Annotated in this window: 20 protein-coding genes; 12 read left to right on the forward strand and 8 right to left on the reverse strand. The window is 59.4% G+C overall.

Features of this window, described 5'->3' with window-relative positions; all coding sequences use genetic code 11:
* Positions 1–10: 10 nt before the first annotated feature.
* Positions 11–616: a hypothetical protein gene (locus BLU75_RS17945; RefSeq protein ID WP_084379362.1), complete on the forward strand. Its 606-nt coding sequence runs from the start codon at positions 11–13 to the stop codon at positions 614–616.
* Positions 617–618: 2 nt separating this feature from the next.
* Here BLU75_RS17945 and BLU75_RS17950 read toward each other — a convergent pair whose 3' ends face one another.
* Entirely contained in the window at positions 619–1,578 is a 960-nt protein-coding gene (locus BLU75_RS17950) for a MerR family transcriptional regulator (RefSeq protein WP_090221636.1), read from the reverse strand.
* A 219-nt stretch (positions 1,579–1,797) separates the two neighbouring features.
* Here BLU75_RS17950 and BLU75_RS17955 point away from each other — a divergent pair, with 219 nt between their 5' ends.
* From BLU75_RS17955 to BLU75_RS17980, 6 genes are all read left to right on the forward strand, one after another.
* Positions 1,798–2,358 (forward strand): antibiotic biosynthesis monooxygenase, encoded by a 561-nt coding sequence (locus tag BLU75_RS17955; protein WP_084379361.1) that lies wholly within the window; start codon positions 1,798–1,800, stop codon positions 2,356–2,358.
* 58 nt (positions 2,359–2,416) lie between these two features.
* Positions 2,417–3,127 (forward strand): dihydromonapterin reductase, encoded by a 711-nt coding sequence (folM, locus tag BLU75_RS17960; protein ID WP_084379360.1) that lies wholly within the window; start codon positions 2,417–2,419, stop codon positions 3,125–3,127.
* 20 nt (positions 3,128–3,147) lie between these two features.
* Positions 3,148–3,708 (forward strand): GTP cyclohydrolase I FolE, encoded by a 561-nt coding sequence (folE, locus tag BLU75_RS17965; protein ID WP_084379359.1) that lies wholly within the window; start codon positions 3,148–3,150, stop codon positions 3,706–3,708.
* A 2-nt stretch (positions 3,709–3,710) separates the two neighbouring features.
* Complete coding sequence (gene folX, locus BLU75_RS17970; RefSeq protein WP_084379358.1) at positions 3,711–4,103, forward strand: dihydroneopterin triphosphate 2'-epimerase; 393 nt, start codon at positions 3,711–3,713, stop codon at positions 4,101–4,103.
* Between the two features lie 74 nt (positions 4,104–4,177).
* Positions 4,178–4,474, forward strand: coding sequence for a DUF1244 domain-containing protein (locus tag BLU75_RS17975; RefSeq protein ID WP_084379357.1), 297 nt, complete (start codon positions 4,178–4,180; stop codon positions 4,472–4,474).
* Positions 4,467–4,808, forward strand: coding sequence for a HopJ type III effector protein (locus BLU75_RS17980; RefSeq protein WP_084379356.1), 342 nt, complete (start codon positions 4,467–4,469; stop codon positions 4,806–4,808). Before BLU75_RS17975 ends, BLU75_RS17980 begins: the two co-directional genes overlap by 8 nt.
* Before the next feature lie 171 nt (positions 4,809–4,979).
* Here the strand turns inward: BLU75_RS17980 and trxB are convergent, their stop codons facing one another.
* Positions 4,980–5,942, reverse strand: coding sequence for a thioredoxin-disulfide reductase (trxB, locus tag BLU75_RS17985; RefSeq protein ID WP_084379355.1), 963 nt, complete (start codon positions 5,940–5,942; stop codon positions 4,980–4,982).
* A 294-nt stretch (positions 5,943–6,236) separates the two neighbouring features.
* On the opposite strand from trxB, the gene cysZ reads away from it, so the two are divergent.
* Both cysZ and BLU75_RS17995 read left to right on the forward strand, forming a co-directional pair.
* Positions 6,237–6,992 (forward strand): sulfate transporter CysZ, encoded by a 756-nt coding sequence (gene cysZ / locus BLU75_RS17990; RefSeq protein WP_084379354.1) that lies wholly within the window; start codon positions 6,237–6,239, stop codon positions 6,990–6,992.
* Between the two features lie 63 nt (positions 6,993–7,055).
* Complete coding sequence (locus BLU75_RS17995; protein WP_084379353.1) at positions 7,056–8,234, forward strand: glycosyltransferase family 4 protein; 1,179 nt, start codon at positions 7,056–7,058, stop codon at positions 8,232–8,234.
* A 37-nt stretch (positions 8,235–8,271) separates the two neighbouring features.
* On the opposite strand, the gene BLU75_RS18000 is transcribed toward BLU75_RS17995, so the two are convergent.
* The 3 genes from BLU75_RS18000 to BLU75_RS18010 form a co-directional block, all read right to left on the reverse strand.
* On the reverse strand, positions 8,272–9,375 hold the full coding sequence (locus BLU75_RS18000) for an NADH:flavin oxidoreductase (RefSeq protein ID WP_084379352.1): 1,104 nt from the start codon (positions 9,373–9,375) through the stop codon (positions 8,272–8,274).
* A gap of 135 nt (positions 9,376–9,510) precedes the next feature.
* On the reverse strand, positions 9,511–9,993 hold the full coding sequence (locus BLU75_RS18005) for a glutathione peroxidase (protein WP_084379351.1): 483 nt from the start codon (positions 9,991–9,993) through the stop codon (positions 9,511–9,513).
* Between the two features lie 135 nt (positions 9,994–10,128).
* On the reverse strand, positions 10,129–10,614 hold the full coding sequence (locus BLU75_RS18010; protein ID WP_084379350.1) for an FKBP-type peptidyl-prolyl cis-trans isomerase: 486 nt from the start codon (positions 10,612–10,614) through the stop codon (positions 10,129–10,131).
* Here BLU75_RS18010 and BLU75_RS18015 point away from each other — a divergent pair.
* The 3 genes from BLU75_RS18015 to BLU75_RS18025 are packed head-to-tail and all read left to right on the forward strand — an operon-like array spanning position 10,583 to position 13,975.
* Entirely contained in the window at positions 10,583–10,921 is a 339-nt protein-coding gene (locus BLU75_RS18015) for a DUF3565 domain-containing protein (RefSeq protein WP_084379349.1), read from the forward strand. The two genes, BLU75_RS18010 and BLU75_RS18015, sit on opposite strands and share 32 nt — an antisense overlap.
* Positions 10,922–10,981: 60 nt before the next feature.
* Positions 10,982–13,081: a phosphate acetyltransferase gene (gene pta / locus BLU75_RS18020; RefSeq protein ID WP_084379348.1), complete on the forward strand. Its 2,100-nt coding sequence runs from the start codon at positions 10,982–10,984 to the stop codon at positions 13,079–13,081.
* The gene (locus tag BLU75_RS18025; protein WP_084379347.1) at positions 13,082–13,975 is read left to right on the forward strand and encodes an acyltransferase; all 894 of its coding nucleotides are present in this window, start codon (positions 13,082–13,084) and stop codon (positions 13,973–13,975) included.
* Positions 13,976–14,094: 119 nt separating this feature from the next.
* Here BLU75_RS18025 and cysN read toward each other — a convergent pair whose 3' ends face one another.
* From cysN to BLU75_RS18040, 3 genes are all read right to left on the reverse strand, one after another.
* Positions 14,095–15,993 (reverse strand): sulfate adenylyltransferase subunit CysN, encoded by a 1,899-nt coding sequence (gene cysN / locus BLU75_RS18030; RefSeq protein WP_084379345.1) that lies wholly within the window; start codon positions 15,991–15,993, stop codon positions 14,095–14,097.
* 9 nt (positions 15,994–16,002) lie between these two features.
* Positions 16,003–16,920, reverse strand: a complete 918-nt coding sequence (gene cysD / locus BLU75_RS18035; protein WP_084379344.1) for a sulfate adenylyltransferase subunit CysD — start codon at positions 16,918–16,920, stop codon at positions 16,003–16,005.
* Between the two features lie 171 nt (positions 16,921–17,091).
* Positions 17,092–17,850, reverse strand: coding sequence for a Nif3-like dinuclear metal center hexameric protein (locus tag BLU75_RS18040; RefSeq protein WP_084379343.1), 759 nt, complete (start codon positions 17,848–17,850; stop codon positions 17,092–17,094).
* Positions 17,851–17,904: the final 54 nt, after the last annotated feature.

Below are 17,904 nucleotides of genomic sequence, written 5' to 3' on the forward strand. Positions count from 1 at the left end.
AGCCACATCAATGCAACGCGACGCGCTTTTGACGCAGGACGAACTGGACTTCATCCAGACCATGCACCATAACCCGCAACTGAATGCGCGCGACGTTTCGTCGAGCCTGACGGTCAACGGCGGTGCGCAGATCCGTGATCTGCTCACCCGCTTGGCGGCGCATGAGCACGTGACCATCCAGGCACAATTCGACAATCAGCAAATGACCTTTCCATTGCAATTGGTGGAAGACGAATTCCATGCCCTACACCTGCGCCTGGGCGTGCCGAGCATTTTCGAAGACGGGCCAATGATCCGCCCTTGGCGCCTGGTGCTTGAAGAACCGGTCGCCCTGGAAAACATCAAGGGCCAACCCGGCTCACTATTTGTCCATGAGATTTCGTTCAAGGGCGCACTGGTGGAAGTTCGCGGTCGAAGCAATCCACCCAAGACCTTTTGCCTGTGGTTCAGTCCTTCGGGTTATGAGCGAATTGCAGTACGTGGCACCCTCGAACGCGAAACGACCCGAGGTATGTTTGCCTACCATTTGAGCCAAGGGGACGTGGACGAAACCGAACGCCTGCGCCAGTTCATCCTGCAGCAACATCGCCTCGCCCACCCCGAAGTGCATGCCTGATATCAGGTATCGAGGGTTCCCTGGATAAACTGTTGCAAACGTCGCTGCATCAAATGCCCTTCGTTACCCAGGCAGCCAATGGACGTGCCCGCCAGTTGCGAGCCGACCATGTCCGAGACATCACCCGCCAGCAGTATTGGACAATCCAGGGTCAACGCAAGTCGCGTCAACCGGCGTGGCAATTCGGCAGTCGGCGAATGATTGGAAAACACCACCAACGCCTGAGGCCGGCTCTTTTCGCAGATCAGCGTTAACTCATTGAAGGGTTGCCCCATGCTCAGGACGCGAACCGCCAACTCGTCACCGCTCATCAATACTGCGGCCACCAACAGCTCCAGTTCACGGCACTCTCCGGCGATGGCCGACAACAAAATCCGTGGTTTGTGGGAAACCTGGGCCAGTTGCAGGCGCTGCGAGATCCGATTGCGCAAAAAGCTGTCGAAAAATAACCACTCACTGGCTTGCCCGAAATGCCCTTGATGGCGCAGCAACTGAAGCCAGAGAGGCATCAGGATGTCTTGCAAGGCCACCGATGCAGGGTAGGTGGCGAAGATCTGGCCATATAGGCGATCCAACTGCCGATCATCGAACGCGCCTATCGCCTGTTGCAGTTGCCGCTGCCAGTCAGTGCTTTCGTGCTGTGCATTACCTTCACTCACGTTGCGCAGTAACGCCGCCTGGGCGTCGTCACGCGCGAGCATCTTGCCGACTTTGCTGACCGCGACGCCCCGTTCGATCCAATCGAGAATACGGTGCACGGTGTCGATATCTTCCCGCGAGTACAGTCGATGCCCGCTTTCGGTGCGCACGGGTTGAATCAAACCATAGCGTCGCTCCCATGCTCGCAAAGTGACCGGATTGATACCTGTCAATTTTGACACTTCGCGGATCGGAAACAGTTCCTCCGAGCCGGGTACGCCGCTGAGCATGGAACCAACAAGCGGATCAGTAATAACGGGCATCAGGTGGCGATACATCCCTATAAACGCGTGAGCTTGAATCCTATTTAACGCACTTACAGCTGTCTTTTTCAAGCGCCGGACCAACCGACCAGTGTCGCCGGCATATTTCGTCGATTCAGGAATAATCCTTGCCTGTTTTTGCGCAGCCACCCAACCCGGTGGCGGCGTCAGGCGCGCTCCCTACCCGGTGCGGCGCTGCCACCTACCTGGAGATACACAATGTCTACCTTACCCGTCACCTTGATGGTTGCACGTCGTGTGGCTAAAGGGCGTTATCAGGACTTGATGAGCTGGTTGCGTGAAGGCGAGCAACTGGCCACCGACTTTCCCGGCTATCTGGGCTCCGGTGTGCTCGCGCCCCCTGCCGATGACGACGAATTCCAGATTATCTTCCGTTTCGCCGACGAACAGACGCTACATGCCTGGGAGTTCTCGGCCTCTCGCAGCGCCTGGCTCGATCGCGGCAGCGAGTTGTTCGCCAACCCTTCGGAACACCGGGTCAGGGGCATGGACGGCTGGTTTGGTGGCGTGGGCCAGCGCCCACTGCGCTGGAAACAGGCGGTCGCCATCTGGCTGGCGTTTTTCCCGGTGTCGCTGCTGTTCAATTTCGGGCTTGAACCCCTGCTCGTCGAGCTTGGAATGTTCAGTCGTGTGCTGATCAGCACCCTGGTCCTCACCCCGTTGATGGTCTATCTGTTCATTCCCCTGTCGACGTATCTGCTGGCAGGCTGGTTGAATCCCGCACCAGCACCGGCAAAACCCTGCGAAGCGACCGTTTGAGTCCATTCAACGGCCGGTCGCTGGTATAGTTTTAGCCTGTCTGCGACCTGAGCCTGCCATGACCACTACCCTCGCCCCGATCCTGATCACCGGTGCCGGCCAACGCGTCGGCCTGCACTGCGCGTTGCGTCTGTTGGACGCGCAGCAGCCGGTGATTTTCAGCTATCGCACTGAACGTCCCGATGTACAGCGCTTGCGCGACCGGGGTGCAATCGCGGTGTTTGCCGATTTTTCCTCCGAGGCCGGTATCCTGGCCTTTATTGCCGAACTGAAGACGCATACCGAGCGCCTGCGGGCGATCATTCACAATGCTTCGGCCTGGACGGCGGAAACGCCGGGGGGCGAAAGCCGCGCCTTTATCGACATGTTCAGCGTACACATGCTTGCGCCGTACCTGATCAACCTGCATTGTGCGAGCTTGCTCCAGCAGTCCACGCCCGCCGACATTGTGCATATCAGCGATGACGTCACCCGCAAGGGCAGCCGCCAGCACATTGCCTACTGTGCCACCAAGGCCGGGCTCGATAACCTGACCCTGTCTTTTGCCGCCAAGTACGCCCCCCAGATCAAGGTCAACGGCATCGCACCAGCGATGGTGATGTTCAATCAAGACGACAATGCGGCCTATCGCGCCAAGGTCCTGGCCAAGTCGGCACTCGGCATCGAACCCGGCGCAGAAGTGATTTACCAGAGCCTGCGCTACCTGTTGGATAACCCTTATGTCACCGGTACCACGCTGACCGTCAACGGCGGGCGGCATATCAAGTAAGCCGTTTGCGAGGATGCTGCATGACTTTATCCCTGCCCCACCATTACCGTGAGATTCTCAAGGACCTGGGTGAAGACCCGGATCGCGAAGGTTTGCTCGACACGCCAAAACGCGCGGCCAAAGCCATGCAGTACGTGTGTCACGGCTACAGCCAGAGCGTCGAGGACATCGTCAATGGTGCGCTGTTCACCTCGGACAGCGACGAAATGGTGATCGTCGCCAACATCGAACTGTATTCGATGTGCGAACATCACCTGCTGCCCTTTATTGGCAAGGCCCATGTCGCCTATATTCCAACGGGCAAGGTCCTGGGCCTGTCGAAGATTGCGCGCCTGGTCGACATGTTCGCGCGACGCCTGCAGATCCAGGAAAACCTCACGCAGCAAATCGCCGAGGCCATCCAGAGCGTGACCCAGGCGGCCGGCGTAGCGGTGGTCATCGAAGCCCAGCACATGTGCATGATGATGCGCGGCGTAGCAAAACAGAACTCAACCATGAACACCTCGGTGATGCTCGGCGCGTTCCGCGAGTCGAACACCACCCGTATGGAGTTCCTGCAACTGATCGGACGGAGCAAGTAGCAATGCCACAACTTCAACCAGGCATGGCACGCATCCGGGTCAAGGACCTGCGTCTGCGTACCTTTATCGGGATCAACGAGGATGAAATCCTCAACAAACAGGATGTGTTGATCAATGTGAGCATCTTGTACGCCGCACAAGATGCGGTGCGCGACAATGACATCGACCACGCGTTGAACTACCGCACCATCACCAAGGCGATCATCGCCCATGTGGAAGGCAACCGTTTTGCCCTGCTGGAGCGTTTGACCCAGGAACTGCTGGACCTGGTGATGAGCAATGAATCGGTGCTCTACGCCGAAGTCGAAGTCGACAAGCCCCATGCGTTGCGATTTGCCGAGTCGGTGTCGATAACACTCGCTGCAAGTCGCTCAGCTACAAGCGGCAAGCTGTAAGCCGCAAGCTTACGGCCGCCCCCATTCCACTTGCAGCTGCTTACCCCCTTAAAGCTGTCTCGAAGAGCCCCCCCATGAACGATCAACAACGCCTTGAACTTGAAGCCGCCGCCTTTCGCCGGTTGGTTGCACACCTGGACAGCCGCAAGGATGTGCAAAACATCGACCTGATGAACCTTGCCGGTTTCTGTCGCAACTGCCTGTCCAAGTGGTACAAGGCCGAAGCCGATGAGCGCCAGATCGAGGTCAGCCTCGATGACGCGCGCGAGGTGGTGTACGGCATGCCGTACGCCGAGTGGAAAGCCCAATACCAGAAAGAAGCCAGCGCCGAACAACACGCGGCGTTTGCCAAAGGAAAATCCCATGAGTGATCTGAATACCCTGCGCGCCAGCCTCAACAGCGGCGAACACGTTTTTGCCGAGACCCTGGCGTTTATCGCCGCCGGTTACGACTACCAGCCGCAAGCGTTCAACAATGGCGCCGTGGAAAACGCCGCCGGGCAGAACGAAGGCTCGTGCAAGACGCTGGGCCTGGCGCTGCTGGAAGGTTTGAGCGATCAGGAAGCGCTGTTGGCGTTTGGCGAACATTATCGTTCGGTGCTGGCCACGCCTGAGGGCTGTGATCATGGGAATATTCGTGCGCTGATCGAGCACGGGCTGTCGGGGGTCAAGTTTGCCGCACAGCCGCTGACGCGAAAATCCTGAGCCACGTATAAAAAACCGGCCTCGCAGCCTGATGCCGATCGGTTAAGCCCTGTAGGAGCGAGCTTGCTCGCGAAGAACTCAAAGGCACCGCGTTTATCCAGAATGAACGCGTTATCGTTGACGTTTTTCGCGAGCAAGCTCGCTCCTACAAGCCTTTTTTGTGCAACAGGTTTAGAACGAAGCGTTCTGCAGCCCGTCGAGGTAACGCTCAGCATCCAGCGCCGCCATGCAACCAGCGCCCGCCGAAGTGATAGCCTGGCGATACACGTGGTCGGCCACGTCACCAGCGGCAAAGACACCTTCAAGGTTGGTGGCCGTGGCATTACCTTCACGACCGCCCTGCACCACCAGGTAACCGTCTTTGGCTTCCAGCACGCCCTCGAACAGCGAGGTATTCGGCGTGTGGCCGATGGCGATGAATACGCCGTCGACTTTCAGCTCATCGAAGCTGCCGTCGTTGTTTTTCAGGCGGGCACCGGTCACGCCCATGGTGTCACCCAAGACTTCATCCAGGGTCGCGTTGAGCTTGAGGATGATTTTGCCTTCGGCAACCCGCGCGTGCAGCTTGTCGATCAGGATCTTCTCGGCGCGGAAGGTTTCACGGCGGTGAACCAGGGTCACGGTGCTGGCGATATTGGCCAGGTACAGCGCTTCTTCGACTGCGGTGTTGCCACCACCGACCACGGCCACCGGCTTGTTGCGGTAGAAAAAACCGTCGCAGGTCGCACAGGCCGAAACACCTTTGCCCATGAATGCTTCTTCCGACGGCAGACCCAGGTAACGAGCGCTGGCGCCGGTGGCGATGATCAGCGCGTCACAGGTGTAGACGCCGCTGTCACCGGTCAGGCTGTAAGGCTTTTTCGAAAAGTCGACCGCGTTGATGTGATCAAACACGATTTCGGTTTCGAAACGCTCGGCGTGTTCTTTCATGCGTTCCATCAGCACTGGCCCGGTCAGGCCGTGAACATCGCCCGGCCAGTTGTCGACTTCAGTGGTGGTGGTCAACTGACCGCCCGCCTGCATGCCAGTAATCAGCAGCGGCTTGAGGTTGGCCCGCGCCGCGTAGACCGCAGCGCTATAACCGGCAGGGCCGGAACCAAGAATAATCACTCGCGAATGACGGGTATCAGACATGACTCACTCCTATCGACCGCTCGGACTACACAGCGGCTGGAATAAAAAAGGACCACGAAGCACTTGGAGAAGGCTTTAACTCGCAAGGTCCTGAAAATAATGGGTGCAGCGTAACGAGGTGGGCAAGATTAAGGAAATACGGAATAACAATCCAGCTCATAGGCGGTCTCTATCCTGTAACCGCTATTAATCGACACCTTTGTTACAGTTAATGTCGACATGCTGACCGCGCTTTCGCCCTTCAGGCAAAGCCGGTAACGTCGGCACGTTCGTCTCTTTTGTCCGGAGTTATCAATGCCCGCCCCTGTCCTCTCAGGCCCACAATACCTGCGCGAAGGCCTCAAACTGGTACTCAGTCCTGGTCTGCGCCTGTTTGTCCTGCTGCCGTTGGCAATCAACCTGATCCTGTTCGTCGGTCTGATCTATTTCGCCGGCCACCAGTTCAGCCTATGGGTCGACACCCTGATGCCGACGCTTCCCAACTGGCTGAGTTTCCTCAACTACATCCTCTGGCCACTGTTCGTGGTGCTGGTGGTGCTGATGGTGTTCTTCACCTTTACCATGCTCGCCAACATCATTGCCGCACCGTTCAATGGCTTTCTCGCGGAGAAAGTCGAAGTGGTGGTGCGCGGCACCGATGATTTTCCTGCATTCAGTTGGGGCGAACTGTTCGCCATGGTCCCCCGCACCCTGGCCCGAGAAATGCGCAAGCTGGGTTATTTCCTGCCGCGGGCGATAGGCTTGTTTATCCTGTCGTTCATCCCGGTGGTCAACCTGGTGGCGGCGCCGCTGTGGTTGCTGTTCGGCGTGTGGATGATGGCGATCCAATACATCGATTACCCCGCTGACAATCATAAACTGGGTTGGAACGAGATGCTGGCCTGGCTGCGCCAGAAGCGCTGGCAGAGCATGAGCTTCGGTGGCAGCGTCTATCTGGTGTTGCTGGTGCCGGTGCTCAATTTGCTGATGATGCCGGCTGCGGTGGCCGGGGCCACGCTGTTTTGGGTACGCGAGCAAGGCGCCGAGACGATGCGCGTAAAGAAGGCCTGAGCGGTCACAAATCCATCATCCCGATGACACAATGGCGACATGGCCCACGTCGACACTAGGGCCATGAAGAACGCCTTGCTGCATATCACGCTGATTACCGAAACCTTCCCGCCAGAAATCAACGGGGTGGCCAATACCCTCGGCCGCTTGTGTGACGGACTGCGCGCCCGTGGCCACCAGGTGGAACTGATCCGTCCTCGCCAGGGCAGCGATCAACGCCGGCCCAATGACGATGGCCTGATGCTTTGCCGGGGCTGGCCGCTGCCAGGTTATCCGGGCCTGCAATGGGGCCAGTCGTCGATGCACAAATTGCTACGACGCTGGAAGCGCCAGCGGCCGGATGTGCTGTACATCGCCACCGAAGGCCCACTGGGTCTGTCGGCACTGCGGGCGGCACGACGTCTGGGGATCAGCGTGGTCAGCGGTTTTCATACCAACTTTCAGCAATATTCCAGCCAGTACGGCCTGGGTATGTTGAGTCGGGTACTGACTCATTACTTGCGCTGGTTTCATAACCGTTCGACCTTGACCCTGGTGCCCAGCGTCAGCCAGCGCGTGGAGCTTGAGCGGCGCAACTTCGAGCGTCTGGGCATGTTGGCGCGCGGTGTCGACAGCCTGCTGTTTCACCCGGCCAAGCACGACAATGCCTTGCGCGAAAGCTGGGGCCTGGGCGTTGACGACGTTGCAGTGCTGCATGTCGGACGCCTGGCCCCGGAGAAGAACCTCGGCCTGCTCAAACGCTGCTTCGACTCACTGCAGGCCACTTATCCACAGCGGCATTTGAAGCTGATCATCGTCGGCAACGGCCCGCAACAGGCGATGCTGGAGAGAGAACTGCCCGAGGCGATTTTTTGCGGCCCTCAGCGTGGCGAAGAATTGGCCCGGCACTACGCGTCCGGTGATCTGTTTCTGTTCCCCAGTCTTACCGAAACCTTTGGCAACGTGGTCCTTGAAGCCATGGCTTCGGGTCTCGGTGTGGTGGCGTACGACCAGGCGGCCGCAACCCAGCATATCCGTCATGGCTACAACGGCGTATTGGCGATGCCGGGGGACGAGGAGGCATTTTGCGATGCCGCCAATTGGTTGCTGGAGGGGCGCGAGAGTCTGCGGCGGGTACGGCTCAATGCCCGGCAGCATGCCAGCCGTCAAGGCTGGCCCGCGATTATCGAGCAGTTTGAACACCAATTGCGCGGCGCGTGCGGTGAGACATTGGTGGTGACGGACGGTTCAAGACTGATCTGAGCATCGCGGGGCGAGCCCGCGATGCCTGTCGGCGGATTTAACTCAGCGTGGTCAACGCCTCGCGACTGAACGGCAAGATGTCGCCTTCGCGCCCTTCACGGACCTTCACCGCCCAGTCCGGATCGACCAACAGCGCACGGCCCACGGCCACCAGGTCGAACTCATCATTGTTCAGGCGCTCCAGGAGTTTTTCCAGACTCGCCGGCTGCGCCACTTTGTCAGTGTTGACCATGAACTGCAGGAACTCGCCGTCCAGACCGACACTGCCCACGGTGATGGTCGGTTTTGCGCTGAGCTTGCGGGTCCAACCCGCCAGGTTCAGCTCGGAACCATCGAACTCCGGTTCCCAGAACCTGCGGGTAGAGCAATGGAAAATATCCACACCCGCATCAGCCAGTGGTGTGAGGAACTCTGCCAACGCCTCGGGGGTTTGCACCAGCCGCGCGGTGTAATCCTGCTGCTTCCATTGAGAGAAGCGCAAGATGATCGGAAACTCGGGACCGACCGCCGCACGCACGGCTTGAATCAGCTCGATGGCGAACCGCGAACGATTGGCCAGGCTGCCGCCATATTCATCCGTGCGCTGGTTAGTGCCTTCCCAGAAGAACTGGTCCACCAGATAACCGTGAGCGCCGTGGATTTCCACGCCGTCCATGCCAATGCTCTGGGCATCCCTGGCTGCCTGGGCAAAGGCACCGATCACGTCCTTGATGTCCTGGGCAGTCATGCCATGGACCACGACGTTGCCGTCCTTGAGTTTTTCCATCGGGCCGTAGCCCGGCACACTGACGTGCGGCTCGGTGCCGATACGCCGCACACTGCCGACGTGCCACAACTGCGGGACGATCTTGCCGCCTTCGGCATGCACCGCCTCAACGACTTTCTTCCAGCCAGCCAGCGCGGCCTCACCGTAGAAGTGCGGGACGTTCGGATAGCCATTGGAAGCCTGATGATCGACCACCGTGCCTTCGGTGATGATCAGGCCCACACCGGCAGCGGCGCGGCGACGGTAGTACTCGATCACCTTGGAGTTGGGCACGCCCCCCGGGGAAAACGAGCGGGTCATCGGTGCCATGACGACACGGGTCGGCAACTGCAGTGCGCCGAGCTGGAAAGGTTTGAACAACGCTTGGACAGACATGGGAGCACTCCGCGCATAAAGATTTTATGACGCGGATAATATGGGGCCCCGCACGCACGCGATAGCACTATTGATCAGCGTGATTAAGGGATAAAAGTGCGAAGAGCGCCTCAGCAGTTCCACCGATGTCCGAAATCAGGCCAGGGCTTTCTCGATCGCCTGAGCGATAGAAGGATCTTCAGGTGGCGTACGCGGAGAGAATCGCGCCAGTACCCGACCGTCCTTGCCCAGCAGAAACTTCTCGAAATTCCAGGTGATGTCGCCAGGAAACTCTGCGCCCTCACCCGCCAGCAAACGATACAACTGATGGTGCTCGGGGCCATTCACCTCGAGCTTGCTGCCCAAGGGAAAGGTCACGCCGTAATTGAGGCTGCAAAACGCCTGGATTTCCTGCTCGGTGCCTGGCTCTTGCCCGGCGAACTGGTTGCATGGCAGCCCGAGCACGGTGAAACCCTGGTTCTTGTATTGCTGATAGAGGTTTTCCAGCGCCGCGTACTGCGGTGTCAAGCCACATTTGGAGGCGACATTGACCACCAGCACGACTTGCCCCTTGAAGGGCGCCAAAGGCAGCTCCTGACCATCCAGAGCTTTGAGTTTAAGGTCGTGGAAAGCACTCATGACGAACTCCAGATTTCCCATGTTCTTCGTAACGGTCGTGCGAGATTACAACCGCCAAGTCGGCAAGAATAGCCACCAATCAATAAAGGCGCCCGAAGGCGCCTTTATTTGCAACTGACGAGCCTGACTCATCAATTAATGCTGGTGACCGCCTTCGCCATGCACGTGGCCGTGCGCCATTTCTTCCTCGGAAGCGTCGCGGACAGCGACGATCTTGACCTGGAAGTTCAGGCGCTGGCCAGCCAGCGGATGGTTGCCGTCAACGGTGACGTCATCGCCGTCCAGATCACGGATGGTCACGATCTGCATCTGGCCGTCCGGAGCGGAAGCGTGGAACTGCATGCCCACTTCCAGTTCATCAACGCCTTCAAACATGCTGCGGCTCAGGGTGCTGACCAGTTCGGCGGAGTATTCGCCGTAGGCATCTTCAGGTTCTACGGCAACGGTCAGCTCATCACCAACGTTTTTGCCTTCCAGCGCCTTTTCCAGGCCCGGGATAATGTTACCTGCGCCTTGCAGGTAGACCAGCGGCGCGCCGCCGGCTGAGCTGTCGATGACCTCACCAGCGTCGTTGGTCAGGGTATAGTCGATGGAGACAGCCTTGTTAGCGGCGATCGTCATGGGGCGAGACCTTTTGCAGAAGAATGAAGAACGGACAAGTCTAAACAAGGATTTGCCCGAAAGCGAACACAACCCGGACAGACGGAGTCTATCCAGTGACTCGACGGTCGTCGGTTTTCATCAGGACGAAGAGCAACATTGGGTCGTCGAGCTTTCGTGCGGGCATACGCAACACCTGCGCCACCAGCCGCCATGGCAATCCCGGGCGTGGGTCATCGACCCTGCGCAACGCCTTGAAAAAATAGGTCAGCCCTTTGCCTGTGGCTGGTGTGCGCAGAGCCCGGATAACGATAACCTTGGCACCTGATTCCCGGTAGGCGCTGATTTATGGAACGCCACCGAAGCCATGCAACTCCAGAGAATTCGCATGCAGACTTTTTTTATCGCACCCACCGACTTTGGTGTGGGTCTGACCTCCATCAGCCTCGGGCTGGTGCGCACCCTGGAACAGGCCGGACTGAAAGTCGGCTTCTTCAAACCGATTGCCCAGCCGCATCCCGGCGATACCGGGCCGGAGCGCTCCACCGAACTGGTGGCGCGCACCCACGGCCTGAAGCCTCCCCGGCCCTTGGGCCTGGCCCATGTCGAGCGCATGCTCGGCGATGGCCAACTGGATGAACTGCTCGAAGAAATCATCACCCTTTACCAGCAGGCCGCCGTGGGCAAGGACGTGCTGATCGTCGAAGGCATGGTCCCGACGCGCAGCGCCAGCTATGCGGCGCGGGTCAATCTGCACTTGGCAAAAAGCCTGGATGCCGAAGTAATCCTGGTCTCGGCGCCGGAAAACGAAGTATTGACCGAACTGTCGGGCCGGGTCGAATTGCAGGCGCAATTGTTCGGCGGTCCGAAAGACCCGAAAGTGCTCGGGGTGATTCTCAACAAGGTACAGACCGACGAAAGCATGGAAGCCTTCGCTGCACGCCTCAAGGAGCATTCTCCGCTGTTGCGCAGCGGTGATTTCCGGCTATTGGGGTGCATTCCGTTCCAGCCCGAACTCAACGCCCCACGCACCCGCGACGTGGCCGACCTGATGGGTGCACAGATTCTCAACGCCGGCGACTATGAAACCCGGCGCATGAGCAAAATCATTATTTGCGCGCGGACCATGCGCAACACCGTGGAGTTGCTCAAGCCGGGTGTCCTGGTGGTGACGCCCGGTGATCGCGACGACATCATCCTCGCCGTCAGCCTCGCCGCCATCAATGGCGTGCCCCTGGCCGGCTTGCTGCTGACCAGCGACACCCTGCCCGATCCAAGGATCATGGAGCTGTGCCGTGGCGCCTTCCAGGCCGGGTTGCCGGTGCTGTCGGTGAGCACCGGTTCCTACGACACCGCCAACCAGCTCAACAGCCTGAACAAGGAAATTCCGATCGATGACCGCGAACGCGCGGAAATCATCACTGATTTCGTCGCCAGCCACCTGGATGCGCGCTGGCTGCACCAGCGTTGCGGCACACCACGGGAAATGCGCCTGTCGCCGGCGGTGTTCCGTTATCAGTTGATCCAGCGCGCCCAAGCCGCCAACAAGCGTATCGTCCTGCCCGAAGGCAGCGAGCCGTTGACCGTGCAAGCCGCCGCCATCTGCCAGGCGCGCGGTATCGCTCGCTGCGTGCTGCTGGCCAAGCCTGCCGATGTCGAGGCCGTGGCCCGCGCCCATGGTATCGAACTGCCCGAAGGCCTGGAGATTCTCGATCCAGACCTGATTCGCGAGCGCTATGTCGAGCCGATGGTGGCGCTGCGCAAGAGCAAAAGCCTGAATGCGCCGATGGCCGAGCAACAACTGGAAGACACCGTGGTGATCGCCACCATGATGCTCGCCCTGGATGAGGTCGACGGCCTGGTGTCCGGGGTTATCCACTCCACCGCCAATACCATCCGCCCGGCCCTGCAACTGATTAAAACCGCGCCGGGCTGCACCTTGGTCTCGTCGGTGTTTTTCATGCTGTTCCCCGAACAGGTGCTGGTGTACGGCGACTGCGTGATGAACCCGCACCCGAGCGCCAGCGAACTGGCGGAAATCGCCTTGCAAAGCGCCGACTCGGCCGCCGCGTTCGGCATCACGCCGCGAGTGGCGATGATCAGCTACTCCAGCGGAGACTCGGCCAGCGGCGAAGAAGTGGAAAAAGTCCGCGAGGCCACGCTGCTTGCCCACGAACAACAGCATTCGCTGTTGATCGATGGCCCGCTGCAGTACGACGCCGCCGCCAATGAAAGTGTCGCCCGGCAACTGGCGCCCAACAGCTTGGTGGCGGGCAAGGCCACCGTGTTCGTATTCCCCGACCTCAATACTGGCAACACCACCCATAAAGCGGTGCAACGCAGTGCCGATTGCGTCAGCCTGGGCCCGATGCTCCAGGGCCTGCGCAAACCCGTTAACGATCTGCCGCGAGGGGCGCAGGTGGACGACATTGTCTACACCATCGCCCTGACCGCCATTCAAGCCGCCAACCGACCTGTGGACGCCTAAATGCTGGATTTTCTGCCTGCCGCCCTGCGCGGGGTAATCGCCTCGCTGCTGTTGGCGTTGAACACGATCCTGCTGTGTTCGTTCTTGTTTATCGTCGCGCTGTTCAAGGCGCTGCCGTTTGCCAAGCGCTTGAGCGAAGGACTGATGAACCACACCCATGAGGCCTGGATCAGTAACAACAAGGCCTGGATGAACCTGGTACAGCGCACTCGCTGGCACTTGAGCGGCCTGGAAGGCCTGGACTACCAACACTCGTATCTGGTGACCAGCAACCACCAGAGCTGGGTCGACATCATGGTGTTGCAGTACGTGCTAAACCGCCGTATCCGCCCGTTGAAGTTCTTCCTCAAGCAGGAACTGATCTGGGTCCCGGTGATTGGCCTGGCGTGGTGGGCCCTGGGCTTTCCATTCATGAAGCGCTACAGCAAGGCCTATCTGGAAAAGCATCCGGAAAAGAAAGGCAAGGACCTGGAGACCACCCGCAAGACCTGCGCGAAATTTCGCGCCAATCCGGTGGGTATTTTCAACTTTGCCGAGGGCACGCGCTTTACGCCAGGCAAACATGCCCAGCAGCATTCACCGTTTCGCTACCTGCTCAAACCCAAGGCGGGTGGGATTGCCTTCGTGCTGGACGCCATGGGCGAGCAGTTGAAATCACTGGTCAACGTGACCATTCACTACCCTGCCGGGCGCCCTGGGTATTGGGATTTGCTGTGCGGGAATGTGAAGGAGGTGGTGGTGCACTTTGAAGAGGTGCAGATTCCGGCCGAGTTCATTGGCAAGAATTACGAGCAGGAGGGTGAGTACCGGGTGGCATTTCAGGGCTGGATCAATGGCCTGTGGACAGAAAAGGACGCCCTTCTGGAGCAACTGCATCGCGATTTTCCTGCCTGACCCTGTAGGAGCGAGCTTGCTCGCGAAAAATCCGAGGGCACCGCGCCCATTCAGAATGCCCGCGAAATCGTTGACGATTTTCGCGAGCAAGCTCGCTCCTACAGATTGCAGTTTGCCGCTTATATCGCGCCGCGCTGACGCAACAGTTCCAGCACTTGCTTGACGCTGTCGTCCAGCGACAGGGCCTGGGTGTCGATCACCAGGTCGGCATCCAACGGCACGTCATACGGGAAGGATTCGCCAGGGATGTTATCCCCTCCCGCCGCATACAGCCCTTGCGGATCGCGCTCGGCACATACCAGCGGCGAAGCCTGCACGTAGACCGTGAGCAGACGCTCGCTGCCGATCAGCGCCTTGGCCTGTTCACGGCCTTCGGCATCCGGTGCCACGAACGCCGCCAGGGTCAGCAGGCCGGCCTCGTTGAACTGACGTGCAACGTGCGCCGCACGACGCCAGTTCTCGGTCCGTCCGGCACGATCCTGTGGCAACCCCTTATTCAAGTCGTGACGCAGGTTCTGGCCATCCAGCACAAACACCGCACGGCCCATATCGAACAGCTTGCGCTCGACGGCATAGGCCAACGTGCTTTTGCCGGCGCCCGACAGGCCGCTGAACAGCACGGTGGCCGGCTGCTGGCCGAAGCGCTGGGCGCGTTCTTCGGTGGCGACGTGGGCCAGTTTGCCGTGCTGCGCCGCGCTGCCATGGTTGACCGGCGCAGCGATGATCATGCCCGCCGCCACGGTGCCGTTGGTCAAGCGGTCAATCACGATGAACGCGCCGGTGGTGCGGTTGCTGGCATAGCCGTCCAGCGCGATAGCCGCGTCGAGGCTGACCTTGATCCGGCCAATCTCGTTCAGTTGCAAGGCGCTCGCCGGACCTTCTTCCAGGGTATTGACGTCCACGCGATGGACGATGCTGGTGATGGAACCCGGCACGTAGCTGGTGGCGCGCTTGATGTCGTATTTCTTGCCCGGCAGCATCGGTTCTTCAGCCATCCACACCAGCATGGCGTCGAAGGCGTCGCTCACTTGCGGCACGTTGTCGGCGTGTACCAGCAAGTCACCACGGGAGATATCAATCTCGTCTTCCATGGTCAGGGTCACGGCCTGGCCGGGACCGGCGTGCTCCAGCTCACCTTCAAAGGTGACGATGGATTTGACGCGGCTGCTCTTGCCCGACGGCAATACCACCACTTCATCACCTTTGTGCACGACGCCACTGGCCAGCGTGCCCGCGAAACCACGGAAGTTCAGGTTCGGACGGTTGACGTACTGCACCGGGAAACGCAGGTCGGTGTAGTTGCGGTCGTTGGCGATCTCGACGGTTTCAAGAATCTCCATCAGCGACTGGCCGGTGTACCAGGGCGAACGCTCGCTCTTGTTCACCACGTTGTCGCCCTTGAGCGCCGACATCGGCACAAAAGCCATGGTGCTCGGCTTGAAGGCAATGCCCTCGGCAAACTTCAGGTAATCGGCCTTGATCGACTCGAACACGCTTTCGTCGAAGCCATTGAGGTCCATCTTGTTGATCGCGATGACGATGTGCTTGATGCCCAGCAGCGAAGCGATAAAGCTGTGGCGACGGGTCTGGGTCTGCACGCCGTAGCGGGCGTCCACCAGAATGATCGCCAGGTCACAGGTAGACGCACCGGTGGCCATGTTGCGGGTGTACTGCTCATGGCCGGGGGTGTCGGCAATGATGAATTTGCGTTTGGCGGTGGAAAAATAGCGGTAGGCCACATCAATAGTGATGCCTTGCTCACGCTCGGCCTGCAGGCCGTCAACCAGCAACGCCAGGTCGATGTCGTCGCCCGTGGTGCCGACTTTCTTCGAGTCGCGGGTGATAGCTTCCAAATGGTCTTCGTAGATCATCTTGGAGTCATGCAACAGACGCCCGATCAACGTGCTCTTGCCGTCGTCGACGTTGCCACAGGTCAGAAAGCGCAGCATTTCCTTGCGTTCGTGCTGGCCCAGGTAGGCGAGGATGTCCTCGCTGATCAAATCAGATTGATGCGACATGACAGCCCCTTAGAAATAGCCTTGACGTTTTTTATCTTCCATCGAGCCTGCGCCATCGTGATCGATGACCCGGCCCTGGCGCTCGGAAGTTCGCGTCAGGAGCATTTCCTGAATGATGTCCGTCAGGCTTTCGGCCTCGGACTCCACCGCGCCCGTCAACGGGTAGCAGCCAAGGGTACGGAAACGTACTTTCTTTTTGACGATTCGGGCTTTGTCTTCGTCGGACAGGTGCTCAAGGATCCGCTCGTCGTCGATCATGATCAACGTGCCGTTCTTCTCGATCACGTCGCGCTCGGCGGCGAAGTACAGCGGGACAATCGGGATGCCTTCCAGATAGATGTACTGCCAGATGTCCAGCTCGGTCCAGTTGGACAGCGGGAACACGCGGATCGACTCGCCCTTGTTGACGTTGCCGTTGTAGACGTTCCACAGTTCCGGACGCTGGTTCTTCGGGTCCCAGCGGTGCTTGCCGTCGCGGAACGAGTACACGCGCTCCTTGGCGCGGGATTTCTCTTCATCGCGACGGGCGCCGCCGAAAGCGGCATCGAAACCATGTTTGTCCAAGGCCTGCTTGAGGCCTTCGGTCTTCATGATATCGGTGTGCTTGGCGCTGCCGTGGGTAAACGGGTTGATGCCTTGCGCCACGCCGTCCGGGTTGATGTGAGTGATCAGGTCCAGACCCAGTTCTTCAACCATGCGGTCGCGGAACTTGTACATTTCCTGGAATTTCCACTGGGTGTCGACGTGCATCACCGGGAATGGCAGTTTTCCCGGGAAAAATGCCTTGCGCGCCAAGTGCAGCATCACGGCGGAGTCTTTACCGATCGAGTAGAGCATCACCGGGTTGTCGAACTCGGCGGCGACCTCGCGGATGATGTGGATGCTTTCCGCCTCCAGCTGTTTGAGATGCGTCAGTTTGTCGACCATGGCTACTCACGGAAAAACGATCTTATGGACGGCCAGCGGGCCGTGTTCGAGCGAGGCATGCTAGCACAGCAACTGCTTCTAATCAGGGGCCCAACTAGATCGAAACGATATATGAATATGCTCCGAGGTTTGGCTGCGCGGACCGGTCATCCCGATCAAATGGGGTGAGGCTTAGATCGGGTTCGGGCAATCGATAAATAGGTGTTCGAGGGCGAAACGTCGCGCCAGGTAATCCCCCAGCGCCTGTACGCCATAGCGTTCGGTGGCGTGATGACCGGCAGCGATAAAACTGACGTCGTTTTCCCGGGCGCTATGGAAAGTCTGCTCCGAAGCCTCACCGCTGAGGTACAAGTCGACGCCGGCCGCCACGGCCTGATCGATATACCCTTGGCCACCGCCCGTGCACCAACCCACACGGCGGATCATCCCGCTGCCTTCGATCAACAAGGGCTCACGGCCCATGGATTCCTGGACGCGGCGGGCAAAATCTCGGGCCGACACCGGCTCGGCCAGAGAACCCACCAGACCGACGACCTTGAGGTTCTGCGGGTCCAGCGGGCCTTCGACGGTGATCTCCAGCTGCCGCGCAAGCTGCACGTTATTCCCCACTTCCGGGTGCAGGTCCAGCGGCAAGTGATAAGCCAGCAGACTGATATCGTGTTTGAGCAGCGTCTTCAGGCGGCGCTGCTTCATGCCGGTGATGCACGGGTTTTCGCCTTTCCAGAAATACCCGTGATGCACCAACACCAGATCGGCCTGGGCCTCCACCGCAGCGTCCAGCAAGGCCTGGCTGGCGGTCACGCCACTGACGATACGCAACACCTGCGGCCGGCCTTCGACCTGCAGTCCATTGGGGCAGTAATCGGCGATTTTCGCGCTGGCGAGGTAACGGTCAGCCTCTTCGACGAGGGTGTTGAGGGCAACGGCCATAAAAGACTCCTAAATATCCCGTTCAGAGGCGCTCGCGGCCTCGTATAATGCGCG

This window comes from Pseudomonas mucidolens (assembly GCF_900106045.1).
GTDB lineage: Bacteria > Pseudomonadota > Gammaproteobacteria > Pseudomonadales > Pseudomonadaceae > Aquipseudomonas > Aquipseudomonas mucidolens.